Raw genomic sequence first — 26,652 nt, forward strand, 5'->3', positions numbered from 1 at the left:
GAATTAATAATGACTAACTATCATCCCCGCTGGGCGTACTCGGTGGGCCACCTTGTATACCACCTTGGCCAGATACCCCTGGACCCGGACCACTAAGTTTATCTTGTACTTTACTAACTCCTTGCATAGCGGTACCACTTAACTTCTTATCAATTTGTTGTTGAGCATTCATCGTTTTACCACCGCCCTGCTCGACTTTACCTTTGCTATCTTCAGCCCATTGCGCTGTTTCTTGCCCTGCTGATTCAGCTTGACCGCCAATCCAACGTAAAACTTTATCAGGTAAAACGACGATTAAGGTAAATGATTTTTGTACTACCGTAAGATACATACTGGTATAGATCAATATTGAGAAGAAATAAGCGTAAATACCAGCCCAACCGGAATACCCTAAATTTGAATCAGGTTTAATTGGTGGACTCTGACCACTCATAGAAAAATTAAGACTAAACGTATTGTTACTATTTGGATCTTGCAAATAAGCTAATACATTTGCAAAACCTGCATTAATAACCCAGACTGCTACATAAGAAAGTGCAATAGCGGTAATGTAGCCTATAATCATCATGGCAGGTCTTAGAAAGACATTCATTAAAATCATGATTGCCTGTTCCCCTTTACCAAAAGGCCCCTCGCCTTCAGGATGCGTCACGCCCAGAGCTACGATGGGTGCTGCAACCATAGCCTCAATAACTGCCATCAGCCAACCAATTGAGCCAAAAGTAAAAATCATATAGGGTAAAAAAGGTATATAATAAGCCGTTACAAAGCCAATCGCTAGCATAGTTCCTAGCCATGCTACTAATAAGGGCATAGCGAGCGCAAGCATAGGCATGATAAAAATTCCAAACCAAGGAATAATTGAGCTTATTACTGCAAGTTCAAGTAAATAAATCCATAATTCATTAGCAAAGTTAATAAAATTGATACCCATATTGGCTAATGCTAATACAGGATTCATAGAGGGCTGCTGCAACCATGCAACACCTGCTTGAAAAATTTGAGTCATTCCCTGTAGGGGCAAGTATAAGAAAGCAAGGACTACCGTATTAATAATAGCTGCAAGCATATTTAAGAAGAAATTAAATAAGCCTTTAATTAAAATATTATAGATAACATCGCCTAATATTTGCTCCATGCAAACGTCAACATACTTCATCCTGCCGCAAGGAAAGTTAATAGCGGGTAAACCTAGATTTGTTGGGTTCATGCCATGAAGAATATTCATTTTGAATGTAGGTGGTGTCAAACCTGGTTGGCCTAGATTTAACATCGCAGAATTAGTTATATAGCCATAGGTCGTACTAGCATTATTATCACTGATTGGTGTAATAGGTTGGCTAAAAGTTGGGAAGGCTACTGAATTATTATTATTAATTAAATTTACTATATTTATCAGAGGCTTTGTAGGTTTTGGATCACCATTTAACCAAGTACATAAGTTAGGATTTGGGCTTGACCGACAATCACTATTATCGGTAGGAATAATCTTTAAAAAATTAGATGTATCAAAAAGGCTACTCTTATCTAGACCTGAATCGGTATCGATAGCAGAAGTGTTAAGATCTTTTGAATTTAATTGAGCTAAATTAATAAAATAGCTGCCTGCCATCATCCAACCTTGGGCATTTGCTTGATTTATAAATTGGCCCTGAGCCTTTTGAATATTTGACTGAACGGTACTATTCAAAATATTAAGACTTGGCGTCATGATACCTATATAATCTGCAAGCGCGTTTTGGAACTCGCTTCCTGTGAAAAGAGGTGAGCTTGAATTAGAGGTGGTAGAAACAGGGCCCCAACTTATGCAATTATCGGCAGAACTGGTACACAAGTTATTACCTGACGAATAAGGTACACCGAACTGTTGTGTAGCCCAAGCCGGAGTAGGTGGTGGTGTATTATTGTTACTCGTCGTGTTAGACACATTTAACTGCGGATCATTATTTACCATAAGCTGAGCTATAAGCGCTAAATCCGAATAAAGCTGCTGAATGGCTACAGCGCGGGACATAGTTATGGTTTGCACTTCACTCGGTGTAAGAGAAACATTAAGAGTACCAGTAGCAACCCCATTAACATACTTAGGGTCATTATTAGCATACAAAGCATTAACATCAAAAGCATTCCATGAAATAGTTCCGCAAATTCCATTTAAAGACGCATAATTTGAACCTATAGGAAAATAAGGCATCGGAAGGTTAAAAACGGTTTGATTTATAGCACCAGCTTTTTGGAATGAAAGAGGACTTACTGTGCTAATAAAGTCTGGAACAGGATTATTACAAAAAATACCCATAGGTGATTCAAAATCATTTTTTACCACAAAACACGGGCCAGAATCATGCTGCTTTTCATTAAGATACTTTGTTCTTAAACCTTCTAAAGCAGTTTGTAGGCCATACATACATACTTGACCAGTTAAAATTTTGGCAGCACCTGTAGGCAATATTGTACTACTTGACGGACCTAATGTTGGCGCTTGCTGCATAGGATTAACTTGTGGTTGTACAATAACACCACCTCGACTAATATAACTTAAAGCAGCAGACCAAATTTTATCAGCAGCACCGACTCCCTGTACTACAATCCACATTACAAAAATTTGCATCAAACAATATCCCGAAGCTTTAGGTATTAATAAAGCTAACCCTAAAGTTGTTCGAGTAGGCACCCAAACTGATGACCACTTTTGCCCCAGCATTTTACCTTCATTGGCCGTATTGATGGTAGATACTAGCAAAGTGTACATAATAATCATGCCACCTAAAGCTAATACTGCTGTATTAAATACAGCAAATATGCTACCTAAAATTTGGCTACCACTGCCATGGATTACACCATCAACGATCCCAAATAAGTCACCTAGAAAAACGACTGAAACATCTCCTGGAGGAGGAGCAAAAGTTATACCTGTGGGATTATTAAACGAAGGATTAGAGCTAGCTAACACTAGGGCAGGAAATAATATAAATAAAAAACTAAAAAACAGCCTTTTCATTTTTTCTCACCTAAAAGACCTCTCCTGTACCATTCTCTAAAAGAGCACCCTAATTTCCGTTCCCTAATTTGGAAGTACCAAAAATGATAGCGAAATGCTAAAGCAAGAGCTACAAACGTTAGCGCCAAGCTGATTAACCCTCCATAAAAACCACCATAAATAAAGTGATAAATGGCATAACAAAAAAAACCAAATGCTGCTAAGCACATTATTAAGCTTAGTCTATATAAACCTCTTTGACGTGCAGCTATATCTGCCTCTGTTAAATTCATTGCAGACATAGCCTCTCGAAAACTGGCTGAAGCTTCATTAGCAGAGGTCTCATTCTTTTGAGGAATAAATAAAAATTTAAATCCATTAGATAAGTATTGCGTAAATACACTAAGGCGATCAAAATCAGTCCAAGCTCGGACATTAAAAACTGTTTTTAATAGTGTTCCTACTCGCGAACCTGATTTTTTTTGCATAAATTTTACATTCTAAAATAATAGACATTTTCCTACTCTTACTATAATACTATATTAGTAAGAGTGCGTGCACTTTATATGTATCTAACTCCGTAAAAAAAGAGTAAAAAATGCCTGATCTTAGTCATGAAGCCTCCGCTCAATATTGGTTTGAGTATGTTGACCCGATGATTTATCGAGTTATTACTTTTATGGAAAGCGTTGAAGATTGGACGCTTGACAATAATCCTGCGCTTGAAGAAGCAATAAAAAGACTAGGCCAAGAGCTTGATGATATTGAAAAAGTTGATATGGGTAATTTAAATCAAGAAGATACCTTTATAAGGTTAGTAGGCAATATCAAATCAGGGCGTGGCTTAAGATTATTACAAGCGATTGACACTGTTCACCCCGGTAGTGCATCTCGCGTCCTTATCCATGCTGAAGAAACGACTACAGGTAGTCACGATCCTGCTGGTTTTTTTCTAAAGCGCAATATTACTTTTGAGCGATTACGTTTACTTGCTCGCGTATTTTCTGAATATCGGTTAAGGTTAGTAGCTAGAGCTCTCGAAGGGGAAGAATAATGAAATTAAAACAAAACTATTTAGTATTAGGGATGATACTAACTCTTTCAGCTGCAACTACACAAGCCAGCTCGGGTGGCAATAACGGTAATAATCCGAATAATAACACCAACAATGATGTTAGTAATATTGCTAAATATTTACAAAATTTAGGAGAGTATTTTGGTTATGATTTAACACAATATTGTACAACAGGTGGCCCTTGTTCTCCTAATAATACAAGTGGCGGAAACAATAATACTGGTGGTAACAATAATGCTGCTGGTGGTGGTAACAACACTTCAGGCTCAAGTACCTTTAGTAATACGCTTGTTGACCAAAATACGGCATACTCTGCTCAGCTTAATTTATATAATACATTTCTAGGCTCATTGATTGGCGGTACTGGTGGCGGTAATAACAATACACAAACATCTAATCCTATTGTACCTACCACTATTGCTAATAATAGTAATTTATCTGCCTATTCAATAATAAATACCCTAGCAGGACAAACTTTTACAAATCCACCCTATTCTAGCACTTCTAGCCAAGGTGTTTCCGTATCACCTCTTATTGATCAACAAACTTATCAATCCGATCCGGTCAGCCAGGCTATTTTAAATATATTGGCAACACCAAATTATACCTTTTGCCAAGAAAGTGGCAGTAATCTTATTTCCGAAAATTGCCCTTATTTATATCGTGAAAATGTTATTAAGAATGTTATTGGTACTATACCAGGCACACAGAAAGTGTTCACAGCTGACTTTAATGAGCCTTTAATTCCACAATTAAATACTAATACGCTAATTTCACCACTACTTTATACAACAACTAGTAATAATAGTGCTACCTCTTCTAGTTCCAATTTTAATAATAAACAAGGACAATCTGCTGGCTTAACTGCCAGTACGCAGGCACAGCAAGCAGAAAACTTCATTCGTTATGCAACAGGGGCCGTTCTTCCTGTTTCTTTACCAGACTGGAGCACTTATAATAATTTAATCAGTCAAGCTTTAAATTTTAGTAAACAAACACCTATTGCTCAACAACAGCAAGCGCAGGCCCAATTAACAACTTATTTAGCTCAACTAAGAAGTTATGCTGCGCAAACATCGGTTGGAATTAGTAATCTTTACTATATTATGTCTAAACGGCTCCCACAAAGTATTGGCGGTAACCAAGGTAGTCAAACGAGCCAGGCTTTAAATGAATATATTATGGCGAGTTGGCGCCTTTATAATCCACAAGCTCAAAGTTCTAGTAATAATCCAGGCCAACAACAATGGTTAATGCAAATTAATCATGCTTCTAACGCTTCTGTACAAAAAGAAATCGCTATTTTACTAGCTGAAATGAATTATCAGCTTTATTTAATGCGACAACAACAAGAACGATTATTATTAACCAATTCAATGCTTTTACTCGAATCTTCACTGCAAGTTCGACCTGATGGTGCCACTATAGCGTCATACCCTGCTACAAACTCTACAAATAACACTGCACCAACTAACTTAAATAAATAAAATAGTTAATGAGCGTTTAATAGCATTGTTAAACGCTCACTAACCTTAGTTAATTTACAAAACTATTAAATTCTACAATACGACCTTTTTGAAACTGCTATTGACGACTAATTTCAATCACAAAAATCTGCTATTAAAAGCTCAGAGGGAACTAGGACGCGCTGTCTGCTTCAATTGATTCTGCTTAATACTTATAGCAATCTCTAATTTTTTTAATACAGCATCTACATCTATTAAGCTCATTGTTTCATCACCATGCGCATGGGTGCCCCATTTATTTTCATTAGCGGTTTTCTTAAGAATTTTTTCTACGGCTTGTGGATAGCAGTCAACAGCTAAATGTTGATAAATATAGGGACCTGAAACACGTGAACTAGTTACAGCATGTAAAGCTACCACTGGCGTACTTACCGCGGCAGCCATATGGGAGGGGCCTGTATCTGGACATAATAAAGCCGTTGCCTGACTGATTAAAGCTAGTAATTGCTTAGGCTTTGTTTTACCTACTAAATCAATACACTTAACCTGTTTTTGAATTGTATCTGCTAAAAATCGATCATAAGGGCCTGGGCCACCAGTCAATATTACCTGCATTTGCCATTTATCTTGCGCATAACGAATAACGTCAATATAACGATCAACCGGCCAACTACGTTCTGGTTTACTTGCTGCAGGGTTAACCAATAATACCTGTTTGTCTGTGGTAAAATATGGTTTTGCCCATTGATAATCTTGATGGGTAATTGGCAAGTCCCAATAAACTTCTTTCTTATCTATACCTAATACTTGTGCAAATTTTAAAAAAGCTTCTAAGGTATGGTCATCTCCTGGCGTAATTGTTTCGTGAATAAACCATTTATGACCATCTTTAGCGCGAAGCGTATCATAGCCTATTTTTCGCTTAGCTTTAATAAAAGCATATAATAGATTAGCCCGAAAACTAGACTGAGCAGCTAATAGCACATCAAAATGACGCCCTTTTAGCTTCTTTTTAAAATACCAATAGTCTTTTAAGGAGTTAGGCTTGGGAATAACAATAAATTCAATCCCCGGCATACCTTCAACTAAATCATAAGCAGGGCGAGAAATAACCCAGGTAATTTTTGCTTGTGGTAAATGCGTTTGTAACGTGCGAATAAGTGGAACGGTCATTAACACGTCGCCTAATGCTGACAAACGCACAATACAAATTGATTTAATCATTCTGCAATATGTAGCGAGCACTACAATAAGGACAAATGAACTCACCTGTCTTTTCTATAGGCAGATAAACTTTAGGGTGTGCATTCCATATTTCCATCTCCTCTGTTGGGCAACTTAATGGCAAGTCTTTTGGATGGACTATATATTCTCGCTTTGCACTTGGCGGCTGTTTATGAGACATAAGATTCTCCTGGCCTATAAATTTCAATGATTAATGAGACTGTTTATAACTACTAATATAAACTATTTATTAAGTTTGGCGATTATCTAATATTTTAGAAATCAATGCCATTATTTTAAGAGTACTCTCAGATTTATCACAGGCAAAAACATGACCGGCTGGCCAATGACGCAACCAGGTTAATTGCCGCTTGGCTAATTGCCTTGTTGCCGCAATCCCTTTTTCACGAAACTGCTTGAAATCGACATTACCTAAAAAATAATCGTAAGCCTGCCGATAACCAACACAACGTAAAGCAGGACAATCAATAGAAAGCTCCCATTTAGCTAATAAAAACTCTACTTCTTCTAGAAATCCTAAGTCCAACATGATATCAAAGCGTTTAGCAATACGTTGATGAAGCCAAGCTCGTTCAGTTGGAAATAAAATCAAATTTGTAAAAGAATAAGGCGACCGCTCCTTTTCTGTTAGAAAAGAAGATAAAGGCTTACCCGTTAAATAAAAAACTTCAAGTGCACGTTGAATACGCTGGGTATCATGCTGATGAATCTTGGCTGCTGAGATTGGGTCAATAGTTGCTAACTGATTATGTAATTTGTCCCAACCTAAATTTATTGCCTGATTAATTAACTCACTGCGAACAGCCATATTTGCTTCTGGTAATTCCGATAAACCCTGTTGCAAGGCATTAAAATACATCATGGTTCCACCAACTAACAAAGGAATTTTTCCTGCGTTAAAAATCTGTTCACACCAATAATGAGTTTCTTTACAAAATTCAGCCGCAGAAAAAGACTGTGGGGGATCTAAGATATCAATGAGATGATGAGGACTTAAAACTAACTCTTCTGGCGTTGGCTTTGCCGTACCAATATTCATGTCGCGATAAATCATCGCTGAGTCAACACTGATAATTTCAAAAGGAAATTGCTTAACTAATTCAAGGGCAAGTGCTGTTTTACCAGCAGCAGTAGGACCTAATATACAAAAAATATTATTTGACATCTAATAAACTCTGACAAATTGCCTCTGATAAATAGCGAATAACCCGATGTTTTTCTAACATACATTGATTTTGTTCTAAGTATGAAATATAGCTTATATATTGCTCTTCAGTTATAGCTATATTCTCTCGTTTAGAGCTTTCACTTAGCAACGTAAAAAGCCTATCTAAATTGAAAGTAGGTAGAGCAAAAAAGAGAGTTAAAAAGAGTTTAATATTTAAATCTGGTATTAGTTTAGGTAAAGAGCGAATAATTATTTTTTTATTACTGATAAGCTCAATATTTATTCCTACTTTAATTAATAAATCGCTTGCTAAGCGCAAATCTGTAAAGGCTAGCTCAGGAATATCAATATAAATAGGCACAAGCAAGGCTCGAGAAGCTAAGGGCAAAATACTAGTATGCAGCTTATGTTGTAACCAATATTCATGCAATTTCGCTAAGTCAACTAGATAAGGCCTTTGTAATAAGTAAATTAAGATAAATCGCTTATTAAGTTGCAGCCATTTAAGATGCTCTTGGGTTTGACTTAATTGTATTATATGCCAATTGAATTCATCTACGGGCTCCTTTAATTGTAAAGGTGCCTTACCCTTTAAATCAGTAGGCCAATCTTTAGTAAAAATAGAAACTGCTTGTGATAAATTTAAAGTTTGACGGAGCTGGCTCGTAATAAAATCATGTATTAACCGAGGCTGTTGAAAACGTACCTCATGTTTAGTAGGATGCACATTAACATCTATTTCTTGCGGATCTATTACTAGATATAAAACGCAAGCTGGATGACGTCCTGGATGTAAAATGGCTTCATAAACCTGCTTAATAGCATGAGTTATTAATTTATCTTTTACCATACGACCATTAATATAAAACCACATTTTATCATTTTGACTACGTTGATAATGACTATCACTTACCCAGCCACAAAATTTCAAACCATTATGCTCTACATCGATATAATGTGAATGCTCAATAAATTGCTTACCTAATAATCGACTAATTCGTGCCTGTTTTGAGGCATCCTCGGTAGCTGCTGGTAAAGATAAAGTTGGTTTACCATTATGATTGAGTTTAAGCGCAACTTGTGGCGCACTTAAAGCAAAACGTCTTACTAAAGTATCTATTGCCTGAAATTCAGTCTGCTCGGTTTTAAGAAATTTTTTTCGTACAGGAGCATTATAGAATAAGTCACAAATATCTACTGTCGTGCCTTTAGCACGTGGAAATAAGCGCAGCTTAGCTTCTTGATTTTGATACTCTAATATCATGCCATGTTCTTGCATAGCCGGTTTAGAACTAATAGTAAGCTTAGAAACTGATGCAATACTTGCAAGCGCCTCACCTCGAAAACCTAAACTTTCTATAGCTGCTAAATCTTCAAGCTTCACTATTTTGCTTGTTGCATGGGCAGCAACAGCTAAAGGCAAGTCCTCAGCAATAATACCTACACCATTATCACTTATCTTAATTTGATTTAAGCCACCAAAGCCTATATCGATATGAATTATATCAGCCTTAGCATCTAAGGCATTTTCTAATAATTCTTTAACTACAGAAGCAGGTCTTTCAATAACTTCTCCTGCAGCAATTTGATTAGCAACTTCAGCAGATAATTGACGGATTCGCATAACAGATAAAACTACACCTTATTATTAGGACCTATCCACATCTCTATTCTATTAGTAAAATTGTTGTGCTTGCCTCATATATTCGCCAATAAAACCAATTTGATGCAAAGTAGAAATAAAAATGTAAACTAATCCTGACTTAAATTACTTAGAACTTAATGCTACTGTTGCGGCATGCTGATTAGCAATACTTTTTGTTAATTTATTGTCATTAAGTGTAAACCGTCTTTTGCTATTTACTAACGCTTCAATATGAGTTCCATGCGGAGGATATTCCCAGAAATATCCTCTAAGACCTTGAAATATTGATTGCGTTAACCTTGCTTGATAGCGCGCACTGGTTAAATTACCTTCCTCACGCGGATTAGTAATGAAACCCGTTTCAATTAAAATGGAAGGAATATCAGGCGACTTTAAAACCATAAATCGTGCCTGCTCAACTTTATTATTATGCAGTTTTGTTAATGTATTTAAATTACGTAAGACCTTTTCACCCATATGTAAGCTTGCTCCAATGGTTGCAGTCTGAGATAAATCGATAAGAACAGTGCGTACCAGGCCGCTTTGATCATCTAAATCAGCTAAATTAACCCCGCCTAACTCAGAATAATTTTCTTTCTCCGCAAGCCAGCGAGCTGCTTCACTGGTCGCGCCTCGTTGTGATAAAGCAAAAACAGACGCGCCACTGGAGTCGCGATTAATAAATGCATCCGCATGAATGGAAACAAAAACATCGCCATTGTGTTTTCTGGCAATCGCTAAACGCTCGCGCAAACCTACATAATAATCCCCAGTTCTTGTTAACACGGCATGCATACCAGGCTGCTTATCAATAGTTTGCTTTAACTTAGTGGCAATCGCTAAAGTTACATTCTTCTCAGCGGTATGTTTTGGCCCTATAGCTCCAGGGTCTTTACCCCCATGACCTGGATCAAGAACGACAATAACGTCTCTAAGTGGCTTTTTCACTTGTTTAATAGGCAAAGGAGAAAGGGAGGCTAAGGATTTTCCTGGTTTCGCTACAATCTGTACATGATTTGCAGAAATATTTAATGAAAATACATTTCGCATCTTTGATAAAACGCTCCAAGGTTTGGCATCTAACATGACTTTATCAGCTACTTCAAAGACTAGGCGCAGTGTATGTTTATTTTGGTAGCCGCTGCGAATACGCGTAATTAAATTACTATTTAATTTAAGCTTACGTAAATCAAAAGCAAGCTCTGTATTTTCTAAGTCAACCACTATACGATCGGGATTTGTTAAGGTAAATATTTTATGGTTAATCGCTTTATCTAAATTAAATAATAAGGAGGCTCTACCCGATTCTTGCTTTATTTCGATAGCCTTTAATTTAGCAGCAATCAGATTTAAGCTAAAACACATGCATAAAGAAAACACCAGTATTCGTATTTTCATGGTCTACCTATAAGGCAAGATAAAACTTGTTTTCCAAGCTGACTGTTTGCTTCAATAATCAGTTGCCGAGTACCACTATCATTTACAATTTCTAAGGTAAAACGAAGATCAGCTGCTGCTAGCTTATAAGGCGCTCTTTCTGGCCATTCTATGCAACAAACTGTATTTTCTCCAAAGTACTCATTAAAACCGATATAATCGAGTTCAGCTTCCTCTACTATACGATACAGATCAAAATGGTGAATTTGCAAGCCCTTGCACTCATAACTTTCAACAAGAGAAAAAGTTGGGCTTTTAATGGCCGACTGAATACCTAGTTCACGCAACATTGCTCGAATAAAGGTAGTTTTACCCGCTCCTATATCTCCACTGAATGTACAAGTTAGTGGCGCTGTAAGGCAATGCGCTAGGCGTCTTGCCTGCTCTTCAGCTTTTTCTTGATTAGCTAAATTGATAATTTCTTTATTCATACAGTTAATGTATTAACTAAAGTGCGTAAGTAAGGCATTAAATCACTGGCTATTAAACCTCGCTCTCCTTTATCTTGCACCGCTTTATCAGCAGCACTCGCATGCAACCAAACACCTAATTTAGTTGCATCAGCTAGCGCTAGCCCTTGGGCACATAATCCTGCAATAACCCCGCTTAATACATCACCCATACCAGCAGTAGCCATGCCTGGATTACCGGCACGACATAAATAAGTTTCTGGCTCATCTGTACGAATTAAAGAACCAACCCCTTTTAAAACTACATTACCGCCAAATTTAGCTTGTAAATGATTAACTGCTTCATAACGATCTGCTTGCACTTCTTCTGTTGACCATTGTAATAGGCCTGCTGCTTCACCTGGATGAGGAGTTAAAATCCAATTATCATCATACTGTGGTGCTTGGGCAAGTAAACGCAGACCTGAGGCATCAATAAGCATAGGTAGTTGAGAGGTGATCACTTGATTAAATAGATCTTGCGCCCATAAATCAGTTCCTAATCCCGGACCAATTACACACATAGTCGCTTTGTTGAGCAAAGGTAAGATATCTTTTGTTTGCTCTATGCCATAAACCATTACTTCTGGTAAATTAGCTATAGCTTGATTAGCATAATTTGGGTGAGTTGCTAGCGTAACTAATCCTGCTCCAATCCGTAAAGCAGCATGGGCAGCTAAACAAACAGATCCCGGCATACCATAGCCCCCACCAATAATTAATATATGGCCGAAATCTGCTTTATGACAATTTTTAGGTCTTTTAGGTAATAGCGATGAAAATTGTGATTTTTCTAAAATATAACCGGTAGGCGAAATATGATTTAAACAGTTTTCTAACTTTAAATTATTTAAAATAACTGTACCGCAATAATCAGGGCCATCTAAAGTCATTAAGCCTAACTTATAACCAATAAAGGTAATAGTTGCAGTTGCTCGAACACAAGCTCCCATAATAATACCTGTATCAGCATCTAAACCTGATGGAATATCAATTGATAAAACAGGCAAGCCACTTTCATTAATCTGATTAATTGCGCTTAAAATTGGCTCTTTTACAGAACCTTTTAAGCCTATGCCGAGTAACGCATCTATGATTAAATCAGCATCATTATCAACCATATCATCCATATAATGGCAAGGAATGCCACTATTTATAGCCTCAAGGGCCGCTTTTTGTGCGGTAGAAGGTAGTTGATCGATAGATTTATATTGATTAATTATTACAGAATAACCAGCTTGATAAGCAAGGCGGGCAATAACATAGCCATCGCCAGCATTATTGCCACTACCACAATAGACAATAATTTTTCCTACTGTAGGAAATAGCCGCTTTAATGCTTTAAAAGCTGCCATCCCTGCCAAATTCATAAGCTCCATTTCAGTAATTTGATATTCTACTGTTGCAGCTCGCTCACAATCTCGAATTAACTTAGTATGAAACAGCGCAGTATCAGATGTCATTATGACTCCGCAGTTTTATGGATCCATTGCATGAAGGCTTTAGGGTGATAACTAATTAAATAGTTAACTTAATACTATCACCTTGATGCCTGCATAGTTATTTAATGCAGGCTGTTTTAAGCTTTTACTAGCAAATTTTTTTGCTAAGTTTCATCTTTTTTAACTAATTTTAAGGATGGCCGACTACGACTTTTATTATCAGAAGCAGCCGTTTGTGGTGCGGTTGGCTCATTATATTCCTCACCAAATTCCATACCACGGCCATTCTCCTTAGCATAAATTGCTAAAATAGCGCTAGGAATAATGAAAATTTGATGAGTAACGCCAGCGAAACGAGCGGTAAAAACAACCCGATCATTCTCTAGATGTAATCCTCGACATGCTTGCGGTGACATATTTAAAACAATTTTACCACCATTTACATATTCTTGTGGTACTTGTACGCCTGGATATTCAGCATTCACAAGAATATGAGGAGTTAGATTATTATCGACAATCCAATCATATATTGCTCGAATTAGATAAGGTCTATTTGAGGTCATTGTCATGTTACGCTGCCCGTAATTGTCGCTCAGTTTCCGTTAAACTAGCTTGAAACGAATCACGCTTAAATAATCGCTGCATATAAGCATGCAGGCCTTTAGTTTGTTCAGGAATCATAATACCTAATTGTGGCAGTCTCCACAATAAAGGAGCAAGGGCGCAGTCTAATAAAGAAAATTCCTCACTAAGAAAATAAGGTTTATCAGCAAAAACAGGCTCAAGGCTTACTAAGCTCTCAAGTAAATGCTCCCGGGCCACCTCAGGCTCTTCGTTTTGCTTAATTTGCTGCATTAAATTATACCAATCTTGTTCAATGCGGTGCATCATCTTACGTGCTTCAGCACGGGCAACAGGATAAACTGGTAATAAAGGTGGATGAGGAAAACGCTCATCTAGATATTCCATAATTATTCTAGCTTCGTACAGCACCAACTCGCGATCAATTAAGGTAGGTACAGTACCATAGGGATTAACGCTTAATAGATGCGTATTGGCCTCGCCATGCCTGGCAGGAAGGATTTCTACATTTACCCCTTTCTCGGCTAAGACTATTCGAACTTGATGACTATAAACGTCATCATTATCTGAATAAAGAGACATAATAGTGCGCTTTGCTACAATAGCCATTACGGACTCCTCGTCAATCGTTAAGTTTGCTTAAAGCTTGCAAAAGGCGATATTTTAACACAAATTTTATTATGATGTTTATTAAGAATGAATTTTTTACTTTTTTTGCACTTAGAAACTAATTTTACTTTAATAATTTATCTTAAATAGAGCATTTGTATAACCTGCTAATTTTCTTTAAGGCAAAATATAAGCGTTTCTCTAAACAAAGTGTATATAAAGTAAATGAGCACTTTATTGAAGCTTACAATGCCGCAAAATAAATAGGTTAGGCAAGAGGTCTAATGCAAAACGTATCTTTAAAGTCATAACTTTTGCCAGTAACTTCGTTTAAGTAGATAAACCACAATTAAGAAAACGCTTAAAAAAGCAATAATAAAAATACCTACACGATAACGCGTTAATTGTACTGGCTCACCGACATACACTAAAAAATTTACTAAATCATCAATAGCATTATCAAACTCTTGCGTAGTCATCTCACCATCTTCAATTTTTAAAAGATGATTAATAGCTCCTTCTTTTTGATTGTTTTCTCTAACTGCAATGATTTTCCCTGCCAAAGGCGCTAAGATATTAGGCATTGCTACACCAGGAATTAATAAGTTATTGCTACCAAAAGGACGCTTGGGGTCAGCATAGAAACTTTTTAAGAATGTATAAAGCCAAGATGCCCCATGTACGCGTGCACTGAGAGAAAGGTCTGGGGGAACTTTACCAAACCATTGTTTAGCATCTGCAGCTGGCATTGCTATTTTTATAGGATCATGAAGTTTAGCCTGAGTGAAAACTAAATTATTAAATAATAAGTCCTTATCTACTTCACCATCAAAGGTTGTTAAACCTAAATCAGTAGCCATTTGGTTATAGCGCATATATTTTAATGAGTGGCAACCTGAGCAATAATTCATAAAAAACTTAGCTCCGCGCTGTAAACTAGCCTGATCTTGTAAATCTATTTCTACAGGTAACAGAGCTACATCCTCATCCTCAAGCGCATAAGAATTAATCGTAATAATTAAACCAATGACTAAGACAATAACTTGTTTCATAAATTTCATCACTTAATCCTTAAAGGCACGGTTTTACATCGCTCTAGTCGCGTATAAAAAGGCATTAAGAAAAAATAAGCAAAATAAATAAAAGTAAATAAGCGGGCTAAATATTGTCTTGTAGTAGTTACAGAGACTGTCCCTAAGTACCCTAAAGCAATAAAACTAATAACAAATAAAATTAATGCAATACGGGAGTAATAACCTTTATAACGCATAGAACGAACGGTACTTCTATCTAACCACGGCAAAAAAGCAAGGATTAAAATAGCAGCACCCATAGCAATAACGCCTGTCAATTTATCAGGAATAGCGCGTAATATTGTATAAAATGGCGTCATATACCAAACCGGAGCAATATGGGTTGGGGTAACCATAGGATCAGCTGGAGTAAAATTGGCATACTCTAAAAAATAACCATGCATCTCAGGTACAAAGCAAATAACAGCAAAAAATAAAATTAAAAAAACAAGCAAGCCAACTGAATCTTTCACAGTATAATAGGGATGAAATGGCACACTATCTAATGGCTTACCGTTTTTATCTACTGTCTTCTTAATTTCAATTCCGTCCGGATTGTTTGAACCGACTTTATGAAGTGCCACTATATGGAGAAACACGAGTACTAAAAGCAAAATAGGTATACCAATGACATGTAGAGCAAAGAAGCGCTGCAATGTAGCATTAGCTACCGTATAATCGCCACGTAGCCAAACAACTAAGCTATCACCTATATAAGGAATTGCACCAAATAATGAAGTAATTACCTGTGCCCCCCAGTAAGACATCTGCCCCCAAGGTAGCAAATAACCAAAAAAAGCCTCTGCTAGTAATAAAAAAAATAATGCCATACCTAATAGCCAGATCAATTCTCGAGGTTTTTGATAAGAGCCATATAAAATGCCTCTAAACATATGTATATATATGACAATAAAAAAAGCAGATGCCCCAGTCGAATGCATATAACGTAATAACCAACCAAAGTTAACATCTCGCATAATATATTCAACAGAAGAAAAAGCTTCTTTAGCGGTAGGGGTATAAAACATAGTTAACCATAAACCGGTAATAATCTGGTTTATCAGTACAATAGTTGCAAGGGAGCCGAAAAAATAGAAGAAATTTAAGTTTTTGGGCGCTGGATATTCACTGATATGATTCTTCCAAGTACTAAGCAGTGGGAAGCGCTCATCGACCCAATTTATCAAACCACGCATAGCTTACTTATCCTTGTTTTTCATCTTCACCGATTATAATGACATGATCATTAACAAAACGATATGGCGGGACTTCTAAGTTAATAGGTGCAGGAACGCCTTTAAATACCCTACCGGCAAGATCAAAAGTAGAGCCATGACAGGGGCAATAAAATCCACCTCGCCAGTGAGGGCCAAGTTCATTTACCTGCGGTGTATATTTAGGCGAGCAGCCTAAATGAGTACAGATACCTACCAAAACTAAATATTCAGGCTTAATAGAACGATACCTATTTTTAGCATAATTTGGCTGTTGTTCTACCAAAGATTCAGGATCCCGAAGCTGATTCTCACTACCCGCCAATTGTTCAAGCATCGCTTTCGTACGACGTATTATCCATACCGGCCGGCCTCGCCATTCAACTGTAGCTTGCTGACCAGGTTCAAGCTTACTTAAGTCAACTTCAACAGGCGCACCTGCTGCTTGTGCTTTAGCGCTTGGCAACCAAGATGCTACAAAAGGAGTTAAAGCACAAGCAGCGCCTATGCCCCCTAAGACACCAGTAGCTGTTAGCAAAAATTTACGTCGTTGTTCATCAATCTCCTCCTGAGAAGGAGACAGATTAGGAGTATGCTCAATATCATCTGTCACTATCTATTATCCTTTAGCTATTTTCTGGCAGGCTATCCATTAATATTCTCAGTTGCGAATCGAACTAATGCGCTCCAGTATTAATTGAAGCTTGTTAAATAGCATCAACTACTTGCTTTGCTCAAGTTAATAATTGGAGCAAATTATTTCCATTTTCTCCATACAAAACTAATAAATGACCTGCTCTAATTAACGCGAGCATTTAAAATACTTTTTTGATGATGATTATTTACTAAGCTCTCGTGAAGGATGCTTTTTATATGTAAAGTTATATCAGAGAATTTAGTAAGGTGGAAGAGAATAGGTTTACTTGTTAGTTTTAACTTAAGTAATAATTTCTCTTAAATAAGGCAAAATCCACCTTCATTTAAATTAATTTAAATGAAAGGCAGATTTTTTAAAGGTATAAAAATTTAATTTACAATGATTAACAAATATAAATTAAATATTAACGTTTTGAGTACTGAGTTGCACGGCGAGCTTTATGTAAACCAACTTTCTTACGCTCAACTCGACGTGAATCACGAGTTAATAAGCCGCGAGTACGTAATTTCCTACGATAAGAATCTTCGTGAGCTTCTGCATCTTCAGGTAAGTCATACTCATCGTAAGCTACAAGTGCTCTAGCTATGCCTAAACGCACAGCACCTGCCTGCCCAGAGATACCACCACCAATAACAGTTGCATAGATATCAAATTTATCTACTACATCAACTGTTTCTAGAGGCTGGCGAACAATCATACAAGATGTTTCACGACCAAAATAATCTTCTAAAGGTCGATTATTGACTATGATATCACCTTTTCCAGGGCGTAAGAAAACTCTCGCTGTTGAGCTTTTTCGGCGGCCAGTACCATAGTATTGCTGTTTTTCAGCCATAATACTTATTCCTCAATCTCAAGTTCTTTAGGTTGCTGCGCGGTATGTGGATGTTCACTACCAGCATAAACTTTCAGTTTCCGATACATTTGTCTACCTAAGACATTTTTAGGTAGCATACCTTTTACTGCTAACTCTATTACACGCTCTGGGTGGCTCCCCTGCATTTTATCAAAAGAAACACCTTTAATACCGCCAGGATAACCAGAATGACGATAATAAATTTTATCTTTAAATTTCTTTCCGGTCACAGCAACTTTATCAGCATTAATCACTACAACATAATCCCCTGTATCAACATGAGGAGTATATTCTGCTTTATGTTTACCGCGTAAGCGACGTGCAATTTCAGTGGCGACACGACCTAAAACTTTATTAGTCGCGTCAATTATATACCAGTCACGCTTCACTTCGTGAGCTTTGGCGCTAAATGTTTTCATCAAATAACTCCATACCGCTTCATGAGAATTGGTAATCTTCTAAATATGAAGGGGCGATTTTATACTAAAACTGCAATATTCTACAAGTGGAATACAGTAAAACTGTATAGATTTTAAGACAAAGTCTATGAAAATATCCCTTTTTTCAATAAAAATGGTTTAATTTGATTATTTAGCTAGTCTAAGCTTCTCAATTAAATAATAAACTTCTTTCCAAACCTTCCTACCATAGCCAAATCTTAAGTTCGAGCAGCGCTTAAATCCTAGTGTATTTAACAGCTTTATGCTAACTCAACTTACTACTTAGCTCGGCAGCAAATTTAGAAAGAAGTCTATTTTTGATTGGTTTTAAATTTTTTAGGTTTTATTAGCTCTAGAATAATTATTATCTGCACATAACGCTAAATAATAACCTAAATTTATAGAGCTAAAATTTTTTATAGCAGAAGGAGTAAATTTAACCATCAATCAATAATTGCGAAACGATTTTATTATCAATTAGATGAGTATTAATAATACTATCAATATCTTCTGTAGAAGAATAACGATACCATACACCTTCTGGGTAAACTACAATACAAGGGCCTAAACTACATCGGCCTAGACAGCCAGATTTGCTAACACGAATTTTTCCAGGCCCAAATAATTCCAATTCTAATAGCCGCCCTCGAAGGTATTCAAAAAACTCCTCACCTCCTGTATTGGCACAACAATTTTTACCGGCAGCCTTTTGATTGGTGCAAACAAATATATGTTTAAGATAATGACTCAAAATTATTGCTTTCCTCGTTCTTCTATTCTTGTTTTAAGCTTAAGGCCAGGCTTAAAGGTAACTACCCGGCGAGCTACTACCGGAATTTCTTGACCTGTTTTAGGATTACGTCCCGGCCGCTGTGGTTTATCTCTAAGATTAAAATTACCAAAACCAGATAATTTTACATGTTGGCCATTTTCAAGCGCATATCTTATTGTCTCAAAAAATTGCTCCACCATTTCTTTTGCATCTTGTTTACTTAAGTTTAACTCCGAAAACAACTTCTCAGCAATCATCGCTTTACTTAGAGCATTCACGGTTAGTCCCTCAATGTAATTGCAAATTCTTCAGTTAGTGTCTTGATTATAGCACTAATTATTTCATTGATCTCTTGATCAATCAATGTTCGATTATTATTTTGTAGCGTAATAGCAACAGCTAAGCTCTTTTTGTCTGCAGGAATATGTTTACCTGTATAAACATCAAATATATCAAAGGACTTTAGCAGAGTTGGGTCAACTGTTTGCATAACAACTTTTTTAATTTCATCTACCGCAATATCTTTATTAATTAAAAATGATAAATCACGACGAATTTGCGGATATTTAGAAATTTTACGATAACGTATTTCTTTGCTCGTAACAAAAGATTGAAGTTTTAATTCAAAAAGAATAACTTCATCACTTAGATCCAGTGCGTCTGCCAAACGTGGATGCAGAACACCACACCAACCAATAGATTGGTTTTGCCACATAATCTCAGCTGTTTTTCCCGGATGTAAGGCTGGGTGCTCACTTTGCTTAAAGGAAACATCATCTAATTTTAGTAATTGAAACAATGCTTCTAAATCACCTTTAGCGTCATAAAAATCTAGTTTCCGCTTCTCCTCAAGCCAACTTACAGATGCAAAATCACCGGTTAATAGGCCTGCCAGACAATTTTCTTCCTGAATTTTACCAGCATTTAAATTAAAAATAACGCCACTTTCATAAAATTTAATCGTAGTTTGTTGGCGATGAATATTATGAATCATAGAAGCAATTAAGCCAGGCCACATACTAAGACGCATCTCAGAAAGCTCAGAAGAAATAGGATTAAGTAAGGTTAAAGCCTCTATATCAGGACAAATGATTTTTTGTAACTCTGGATCAACGAAACTATAACTTATTGTTTCGTAGTAATTTCTTGCTGTAAAAAACTGGCTAAACTTTGTTAATAGAACCTCTATGGGATTGATTATACCTGCTGTAACAGGCACCACCATCTTATTTCCAGATATACGATCATAACCATAAAGCCTTATGACTTCTTCAACAAGGTCAACATCAAGATGTATATCAAATCGATACGAGGGCGCCGTAACATACCATGCCTCTTCTTCATCTACGACAGCCATCCCTAAATGCGTTAATATTTGCTGAATTTCAAGCATAGGAATTTCTAAGCCACTTAGCTGTTTAACTTTTGCTGGATTAAATTTGATGGGTAAATTAGTAGGCAGAAATTCCTGCTTATTATTGACTATAATTGGTCCTGCATGACCGCCAACAATCTCTAAAATTAAAGCACTAGCCCTTTCCATAGCCACAAGCTGGAGATTTGGATCAACACCACGCTCATAACGCTGTGCAGAATCCGTAAATATACCAAAACGACGTGCTACTTTTGCAATAACCGGTGGACTGAAAAATGCACTTTCTAAGAAAATGTCAGTAGTTGTATCATTAACTGCACTTTGAGCTCCGCCCATTACACCAGCAATTGCAAGAGGTCTCTTATTATCAGCAATTAATAGTACGCCTTTAGGCAGTGATATTTGTTGACCATCTAATAATTCAATAGACTCATTCTCATTACTGTAGCGAACAACTATATCACCCTCTAAATAATTAAAATCAAAAGCATGCATAGGTTGCCCAAGCTCTAACATGACATAATTGGTAATATCAACTATAGGATGAATAATGCGCAGGCCCGAACGTCTTAAGCGTTCTTGCATCCATAATGGTGTTACCGCTTGGAGGTTAATACCACGGATAACTCGCCCATAATATTGAGGACAAGCATCTTCTGCAGCTAAATGAATTGCTTTGACTTCATCAATTTCAGGTTTGACTTTGTTGGCTGTAAGATTTGCAGTTAACGTTGATTGAGTTAGCGCGGCAACTTCTCTGGCAATACCAAGAATACTTAAACAGTCAGCTCGATTAGGCGTTAGATCAATATCTAAAACACTATCATTTAATACCAAATACTCACGTAAATCGGTACCTATAGGTGCATCACTAGCGAGTTCAATAATACCTTCTGAAGTAGCCAATAAACCTAATTCAGTTGCTGAGCACAGCATTCCTTGCGAAAGTTCACCACGAATTTTGGTTTCTTTAATTACCAAATCATTAGGTAATATAGCACCTACTTGAGCTAAAGCAACTTTAAGTCCTGTACGAACATTAGTAGCGCCACAAACTATTTGTAAAGGCTGCTTTGCACCTATATCAACTTCGCAGACGGTCAGTCTATCGGCTTGTGGATGAGGTTTTGTTTGAATAACTTGTGCAACAATCACCTTGTTAAAATTACCAGCAACTGGATTAATTGCGTCGACTTCCAACCCTGCCATGGTTAATAAAGCAGCTAGTTGCTCTATTTGTAATTTGGGATTGACCCACTCTCGTAACCAACTTTCACTTACTTTCATCGATTTATCCGCCTACTAACAACTTACCTAGTTATTTCTAGTTGTATTAATACTTAGAACTTGTCTTCAAAGTCTACTAAGACGGCTAAAAGAGATGGCTTTCTATAGTCCGTTGCTCACATACTCTTATCTATGCTCTGCTACGGTCCTCGGCAATCAAGCCTTTTGTCTCTCCCTAGCGGCACTAAAAACAGGTTCTTATAGTTATTTAAAATTGTTTCAGAAAAGCTAATTCATTTTCAAACATCATCCTTAAATCATCAATACCGAAATATAACATTGCTAACCTATCGATACCCATACCAAAGGCCCAACCTTGATATTGATCGGGAGAAATATTAACTGCCTTTAAGACATTAGGGTGAACCATGCCACAACCTAATACTTCTAACCAACCCGTAAATTTACAAGAACGACAACCCTTACCAAAACATTGCGTACATGCAATATCCACTTCAGCAGAAGGTTCGGTAAAGGGGAAATAAGAAGGTCTAAAGCGTAAAGCTAGTTCTTTTTCAAAGAAAAAAGCAAAGAAATCCTGTAATAAGCCTCGTAAATGCGTCAAAGTTGTTTGCTTATCAATTAATAAACCTTCTACTTGGTGAAACATCGGCGTATGTGTTAAATCTGAATCACAACGATAAACGCGCCCTGGCGCAATCAACCGAAATGGTGGTTGTCGTTGCTCCATTGTGCGAATTTGCACAGGAGAAGTATGAGTTCTCAATAAGTGACCATCACCGAAATAAAAAGTATCGTGCATAGCACGAGCTGGATGATGACCAGGAATATTTAATGCTTCAAAATTATAATAATCTGTTTCAATCTCAGGACCGCTGACAATATCAAAACCTAAACGACTAAAATACTCATTAATGCGCTGTTTTACCTGAGTAATAGGATGAGAAGCACCATATTTGTTTTGGCGCCCTGCTAAAGTTACATCTATACGTTCGGCAGATAGTTTCTCTTTTAATTGTAATTCTTTTAGTTGCGCTATTTTATTTTCAAGATAACTATTGACCTGTTGTTTAGCTTGATTTATTAACTGGCCTACTCGTGGTCTTTCTTCGACACTTAAGTTAGCAAGTGATTTTAAAATTTCAGTTAGCTTACCCTTCTTCCCTAAATAATCTACCCGTATAGTCTCTAACGTATTAATATCTTGGGCTTGATTGATAGCTTCAATAGCTTGTTGCTGTAAGTCGCTGATATGTTGCATGACATTACCTACATATAAAAAAGGAGGCAAAAGCCTCCTCGTTATTTATCACGATACCAACACAATAAATTCATAAGCGTCCACACCCTATTAAAAAGCTGTATTTAATAGGTTCTTGAACAAAAATTATGCTTAAAAACATTTATGTAGAAAGCTACACTTTACTTTTTCAGCATGGTTTAGTTCAAGCTACGCTCAAATCTAACCTTACACAAGATTTAAGCATACCTGTGAACGGTTACCTATCTTAAGTATAATAACTTAAGTTTAATTTATTGTAGTGCTGCTTTTGCTTGCTCAGCAATGGCTGCAAAAGCAACTTTATCATATACAGCCATATCAGCGAGTACTTTACGATCAAGTTCAATAGCAGCTTTTTTCAACCCATCAATTAAACGGCTATAAGATAAACCGCATTCTCTTGCTTGCGCATTAATACGAGTAATCCACAAAGCACGAAACTGACGTTTTCTTTGACGTCGATCACGATAAGCATACTGGCCAGCCTTAATTACCGCCTGCTTTGCCACGCGATAAGTACGGCTGCGAGCACCATAATAACCTTTAGCTTGATCTAAAATTTTCTTATGACGTGCTTTAGCTGTCACACCTCTTTTTACTCTTGGCATATCTAATCCCCCTTAACTACCGTGCAACATGCGTTCAGCTAAACGCGCATCACATTGTTTTAATGTACCTGCTTCTACACGTAGCTGGCGTTTTTGCTTGCTCGTCTTTTTAGTAAGGATATGATTCCGATAAGCACGACGCCGCTTAACAGCGCCACTTGCTGTCTTACGAAAGCGCTTTTGGGCGCCACGATGCGACTTTAATTTAGGCATAATTTATACTCCGCATTTATTTTACAATAAATAATGTGGAAAAATTTAATTAATCAGGTAAAGGATCTATTTTTAAGGTGATTCGCCGATTTACTTATCGATTTGATATAAAGCTCTCGCTTTCAATATTTAATAAAAAATATTACGCTCTATTCGTTAAATACACTACATTGAATCATTTTCTCAACTAACGCAAATATAAAACCTCTACTTTACTGACTCTTAAATTCAACCTTTTTTCTTGGGTGATAAAACCATCAACAATTGGCGCCCTTCACGTTTTGCTTGTTGTTCAATAACAGCATATTCAGCTGTATCTATCTGCAAGCGCTCCATAAGTTTCATACCAATATCTTGATGAGCCATTTCTCGACCACGAAAACGTAGTGTTACTTTAACTTTATCACCGTTCTTTAGGAAACGTATCAGGTTGCGTAGCTTGACCTGATAATCCCCTACTTCCGTCGTTGGACGGAATTTTATCTCTTTGACTTGAATTTGCTTCTGCTTTTTCTTTGCTTCAGCTTGCTTTTTACTCAATTCAAAGAGAAATTTACCATAATCCATTATCTTACATACTGGAGGTCGCGCAGAAGGCGAAATTTCTACTAAATCTAAACCACCTTCTTCTGCTGCGCGCAATGCTTCGCGCGTTGATACAATGCCCATCTGATTGCCTTCTTCATCAATTAAGCGAACTTCTGGTACATTGATTTGCTCATTAACACGTGCGCGATCACTTTCACGCTGCTTGTTCGATACACTAATAGTTAAATCCTCCAGTTAGTTAAATAATAACGTTATACAAAATTTAATTATAACGTTAAAATATAATTTTAAGGCAACTTTGCTAAACGACAACATTATTAGTAGCTAATGCTGGCGTACGCTGGCCTTTAGTACTTATTTCCTTTTGCAAAACGTCAATTAATTTTTCCAAAGTCATTGTGCCCAGATCCTGGCCTTCTCTAGATCGCACAGCAACTAAGTTATTTTCAACCTCTTTATCACCAATAATTAATAAATAAGGAATTTTTTGCAAAGTATGTTCGCGAATTTTAAAACCTATTTTCTCATTTCTCAAGTCAAAATTAGCCCGAATACCCTGTTTTTGTAAAATTTTTGTTACCTTCTGGGCAAATTCATGCTGTTTTTCGCTAATTGTAAGTACTATAGCTTGTACAGGAGCAAGCCACAAGGGGAATCGGCCAGCATAGTGCTCTATTAAAATGCCCATAAAACGCTCAAATGAACCTAAAATTGCCCGATGTAACATGACAGGAATTTGCTTGCTTCCATCCTCTGCAATATAGGAAGCACCTAGCCGCTCCGGCATAGAAAAGTCGACTTGAATAGTGCCGCATTGCCAAATACGACCTAGGCAATCTGATAAAGAGCATTCGATTTTAGGCCCATAAAATGCACCTTCACCTGGCGCATCTATCCAACTTATATTTCTATCTTGCATTGCTTGTTTTAAAGCGTGCTCCGCTTTATCCCAAACGCTATCCTCACCTACTCTTTTTTCAGGCCGCAGTGCTAGACGATACTTAATTTCAGAAAAACCAAAATCAGCATAAACTGATTCTACTAACTCAAGCATCATCGCTACTTCAGACTGAATTTGATCTTCTGTGCAAAAAATATGCGCATCATCTTGCACCATATTCCGCACTCGCATGAGACCATGTAAAGAGCCTGAAGGTTCACAGCGGTGGCAGTTACCAAATTCTGAGAAACGAAGTGGTAAGTCACGATAACTTTTAAGCCCTTGATTATAAACTTGAACATGACAAGGACAATTCATAGGCTTAACCGCATAATGTCTGTTTTCAGTTTCAGTGACAAACATTTCATCGCGGAAATTTTGCCAATGACCTGATTTTTCCCACAGCGATCTATCGACTAGTTGGGGGGTTTTAATTTCTTGATAACCAAAATCCCGTAATCGGTGCCGCATATATTGTTCAAGTATTTGATAGATGGCCCACCCTTTAGGGTGCCAAAAGACCATGCCAGGTGCAATATCTTGAAAATGAAACAACTCTAATGCTTTACCGAGCTTGCGATGGTCACGTTTCTCTGCTTCCTCAAGTCGATGCAAATAAGTTTCTAGCGCTTTCTTATTGGGCCAAGCTGTACCATAAATTCGTTGTAACATTTCATTGCGAGCATCGCCTCGCCAATAAGCACCAGCAACCTTTGTTAATTTAAACGCTTTTAAAAAACCAGTAGAAGGAATATGAGGGCCACGACATAAATCTTCAAAATCACCTTGTTTATATAGAGATAAAACCTCATCAGCTGGGATATCAGCAATAATTTTTGCTTTATATTCTTCCCCTAGACTTCGAAAATAATCAATTGCCTCATCTCGTGGTAATTCTCTTCTGGACACAGGTAAATCTTCTTTTGCAAGCTCATACATTTTCGCTTCAATACGTTGCAAATCTTCAGGCGTAAAGGGACGTTCAAAGGCGAAATCATAATAAAAGCCATCTTCAATGACAGGCCCAATTGTGACTTGGGCGCTCGGAAATAATTGTTTTACCGCTTGAGCTAACAAATGGGCTGCAGAATGCCTTATTACCTCTAAGCCTTCATCTTGTTTATCCGTTATAATGGTCAGTTCACAATCACTATTAATTTGAAAACTGGTATCAACTAATTTGCCATCAATACGTCCTGCCAATGCTGCCTTAGCTAAGCTTGAGCTTATATCCGAAGCTACATCTTTTACAGTAATGGGATAGTCATAATGCTTTACCTGACCATCAGGTAATTTAATATTTGGCATCTTGTACTCCCTCTAACC

General features: G+C 37.1%; 26 protein-coding genes. 2 read left to right on the forward strand and 24 right to left on the reverse strand.

Annotation, left to right across the window (positions count from 1 at the left end):
* Positions 1–13 precede the first annotated feature (13 nt).
* Entirely contained in the window at positions 14–3,001 is a 2,988-nt protein-coding gene (gene dotA, locus ACNVED_RS12285; RefSeq protein WP_419419301.1) for a type IVB secretion system protein DotA, read from the reverse strand.
* A complete protein-coding gene (gene icmV / locus ACNVED_RS12290) occupies positions 2,998–3,468 on the reverse strand; it encodes a type IVB secretion system protein IcmV (protein WP_419419302.1) in 471 nt (156 codons plus the stop codon). Before icmV ends, dotA begins: the two co-directional genes overlap by 4 nt.
* A 110-nt stretch (positions 3,469–3,578) precedes the next feature.
* Here icmV and icmW point away from each other — a divergent pair, with 110 nt between their 5' ends.
* Positions 3,579–4,034, forward strand: a complete 456-nt coding sequence (gene icmW, locus ACNVED_RS12295) for a type IVB secretion system protein IcmW (protein WP_419419303.1) — start codon at positions 3,579–3,581, stop codon at positions 4,032–4,034.
* The gene (gene icmX / locus ACNVED_RS12300; RefSeq protein ID WP_419419304.1) at positions 4,034–5,542 is read left to right on the forward strand and encodes a type IVB secretion system protein IcmX; all 1,509 of its coding nucleotides are present in this window, start codon (positions 4,034–4,036) and stop codon (positions 5,540–5,542) included. Before icmW ends, icmX begins: the two co-directional genes overlap by 1 nt.
* Positions 5,543–5,683: 141 nt before the next feature.
* Here the strand turns inward: icmX and ACNVED_RS12305 are convergent, their stop codons facing one another.
* From ACNVED_RS12305 to thrS, 22 genes are all read right to left on the reverse strand, one after another.
* A complete protein-coding gene (locus ACNVED_RS12305) occupies positions 5,684–6,694 on the reverse strand; it encodes a glycosyltransferase family 9 protein (protein ID WP_419419305.1) in 1,011 nt (336 codons plus the stop codon).
* A 43-nt stretch (positions 6,695–6,737) separates the two neighbouring features.
* Positions 6,738–6,926, reverse strand: coding sequence for a zinc-finger domain-containing protein (locus ACNVED_RS12310; protein WP_419419306.1), 189 nt, complete (start codon positions 6,924–6,926; stop codon positions 6,738–6,740).
* Positions 6,927–6,995: 69 nt separating this feature from the next.
* Positions 6,996–7,931 (reverse strand): tRNA (adenosine(37)-N6)-dimethylallyltransferase MiaA, encoded by a 936-nt coding sequence (gene miaA, locus ACNVED_RS12315; RefSeq protein WP_419419307.1) that lies wholly within the window; start codon positions 7,929–7,931, stop codon positions 6,996–6,998.
* Entirely contained in the window at positions 7,921–9,558 is a 1,638-nt protein-coding gene (gene mutL, locus ACNVED_RS12320; RefSeq protein WP_419419308.1) for a DNA mismatch repair endonuclease MutL, read from the reverse strand. Before mutL ends, miaA begins: the two co-directional genes overlap by 11 nt.
* Positions 9,559–9,702: 144 nt before the next feature.
* Positions 9,703–10,977 carry an N-acetylmuramoyl-L-alanine amidase gene (locus ACNVED_RS12325; protein WP_419419309.1) on the reverse strand — a complete coding sequence of 425 codons (1,275 nt, stop codon included), beginning with the start codon at positions 10,975–10,977 and terminating at the stop codon, positions 9,703–9,705.
* Entirely contained in the window at positions 10,974–11,447 is a 474-nt protein-coding gene (tsaE, locus tag ACNVED_RS12330; protein WP_419419310.1) for a tRNA (adenosine(37)-N6)-threonylcarbamoyltransferase complex ATPase subunit type 1 TsaE, read from the reverse strand. Before tsaE ends, ACNVED_RS12325 begins: the two co-directional genes overlap by 4 nt.
* Positions 11,444–12,928 carry an NAD(P)H-hydrate dehydratase gene (locus tag ACNVED_RS12335; protein WP_419419311.1) on the reverse strand — a complete coding sequence of 495 codons (1,485 nt, stop codon included), beginning with the start codon at positions 12,926–12,928 and terminating at the stop codon, positions 11,444–11,446. Before ACNVED_RS12335 ends, tsaE begins: the two co-directional genes overlap by 4 nt.
* Before the next feature lie 143 nt (positions 12,929–13,071).
* Entirely contained in the window at positions 13,072–13,476 is a 405-nt protein-coding gene (locus tag ACNVED_RS12340) for a ClpXP protease specificity-enhancing factor (protein ID WP_419419312.1), read from the reverse strand.
* A 1-nt stretch (position 13,477) separates the two neighbouring features.
* The gene (gene sspA / locus ACNVED_RS12345; RefSeq protein WP_419419313.1) at positions 13,478–14,098 is read right to left on the reverse strand and encodes a stringent starvation protein SspA; all 621 of its coding nucleotides are present in this window, start codon (positions 14,096–14,098) and stop codon (positions 13,478–13,480) included.
* 305 nt (positions 14,099–14,403) lie between these two features.
* Entirely contained in the window at positions 14,404–15,150 is a 747-nt protein-coding gene (locus ACNVED_RS12350; RefSeq protein WP_419421187.1) for a cytochrome c1, read from the reverse strand.
* Between the two features lie 8 nt (positions 15,151–15,158).
* The gene (locus tag ACNVED_RS12355) at positions 15,159–16,367 is read right to left on the reverse strand and encodes a cytochrome b (RefSeq protein WP_419419314.1); all 1,209 of its coding nucleotides are present in this window, start codon (positions 16,365–16,367) and stop codon (positions 15,159–15,161) included.
* A gap of 7 nt (positions 16,368–16,374) precedes the next feature.
* Positions 16,375–16,998, reverse strand: a complete 624-nt coding sequence (gene petA, locus ACNVED_RS12360; protein ID WP_419419315.1) for a ubiquinol-cytochrome c reductase iron-sulfur subunit — start codon at positions 16,996–16,998, stop codon at positions 16,375–16,377.
* Between the two features lie 448 nt (positions 16,999–17,446).
* Positions 17,447–17,878, reverse strand: coding sequence for a 30S ribosomal protein S9 (gene rpsI, locus ACNVED_RS12365; RefSeq protein ID WP_419419316.1), 432 nt, complete (start codon positions 17,876–17,878; stop codon positions 17,447–17,449).
* Between the two features lie 5 nt (positions 17,879–17,883).
* The gene (rplM, locus tag ACNVED_RS12370; RefSeq protein WP_419419317.1) at positions 17,884–18,318 is read right to left on the reverse strand and encodes a 50S ribosomal protein L13; all 435 of its coding nucleotides are present in this window, start codon (positions 18,316–18,318) and stop codon (positions 17,884–17,886) included.
* Between the two features lie 457 nt (positions 18,319–18,775).
* Complete coding sequence (locus ACNVED_RS12375; RefSeq protein ID WP_419421188.1) at positions 18,776–19,093, reverse strand: (2Fe-2S) ferredoxin domain-containing protein; 318 nt, start codon at positions 19,091–19,093, stop codon at positions 18,776–18,778.
* Positions 19,093–19,389 carry an integration host factor subunit alpha gene (locus ACNVED_RS12380; protein ID WP_419419318.1) on the reverse strand — a complete coding sequence of 99 codons (297 nt, stop codon included), beginning with the start codon at positions 19,387–19,389 and terminating at the stop codon, positions 19,093–19,095. The genes ACNVED_RS12375 and ACNVED_RS12380 overlap by 1 nt, the downstream gene beginning before the upstream one ends.
* A gap of 2 nt (positions 19,390–19,391) precedes the next feature.
* Positions 19,392–21,773: a phenylalanine--tRNA ligase subunit beta gene (gene pheT / locus ACNVED_RS12385; protein ID WP_419419319.1), complete on the reverse strand. Its 2,382-nt coding sequence runs from the start codon at positions 21,771–21,773 to the stop codon at positions 19,392–19,394.
* A 208-nt stretch (positions 21,774–21,981) separates the two neighbouring features.
* Positions 21,982–22,995, reverse strand: a complete 1,014-nt coding sequence (gene pheS, locus ACNVED_RS12390; RefSeq protein ID WP_419421189.1) for a phenylalanine--tRNA ligase subunit alpha — start codon at positions 22,993–22,995, stop codon at positions 21,982–21,984.
* Between the two features lie 272 nt (positions 22,996–23,267).
* A complete protein-coding gene (gene rplT, locus ACNVED_RS12395) occupies positions 23,268–23,624 on the reverse strand; it encodes a 50S ribosomal protein L20 (RefSeq protein WP_419419320.1) in 357 nt (118 codons plus the stop codon).
* Between the two features lie 12 nt (positions 23,625–23,636).
* Positions 23,637–23,837: a 50S ribosomal protein L35 gene (gene rpmI, locus ACNVED_RS12400; protein WP_419419321.1), complete on the reverse strand. Its 201-nt coding sequence runs from the start codon at positions 23,835–23,837 to the stop codon at positions 23,637–23,639.
* Between the two features lie 228 nt (positions 23,838–24,065).
* Positions 24,066–24,605, reverse strand: coding sequence for a translation initiation factor IF-3 (gene infC / locus ACNVED_RS12405; protein ID WP_419421190.1), 540 nt, complete (start codon positions 24,603–24,605; stop codon positions 24,066–24,068).
* Between the two features lie 82 nt (positions 24,606–24,687).
* A complete protein-coding gene (gene thrS, locus ACNVED_RS12410) occupies positions 24,688–26,634 on the reverse strand; it encodes a threonine--tRNA ligase (protein WP_419419322.1) in 1,947 nt (648 codons plus the stop codon).
* Positions 26,635–26,652: the final 18 nt, after the last annotated feature.

It is taken from the genome of Legionella sp. D16C41 (assembly GCF_048541585.1).
Lineage (GTDB): Bacteria > Pseudomonadota > Gammaproteobacteria > Legionellales > Legionellaceae > Legionella_C.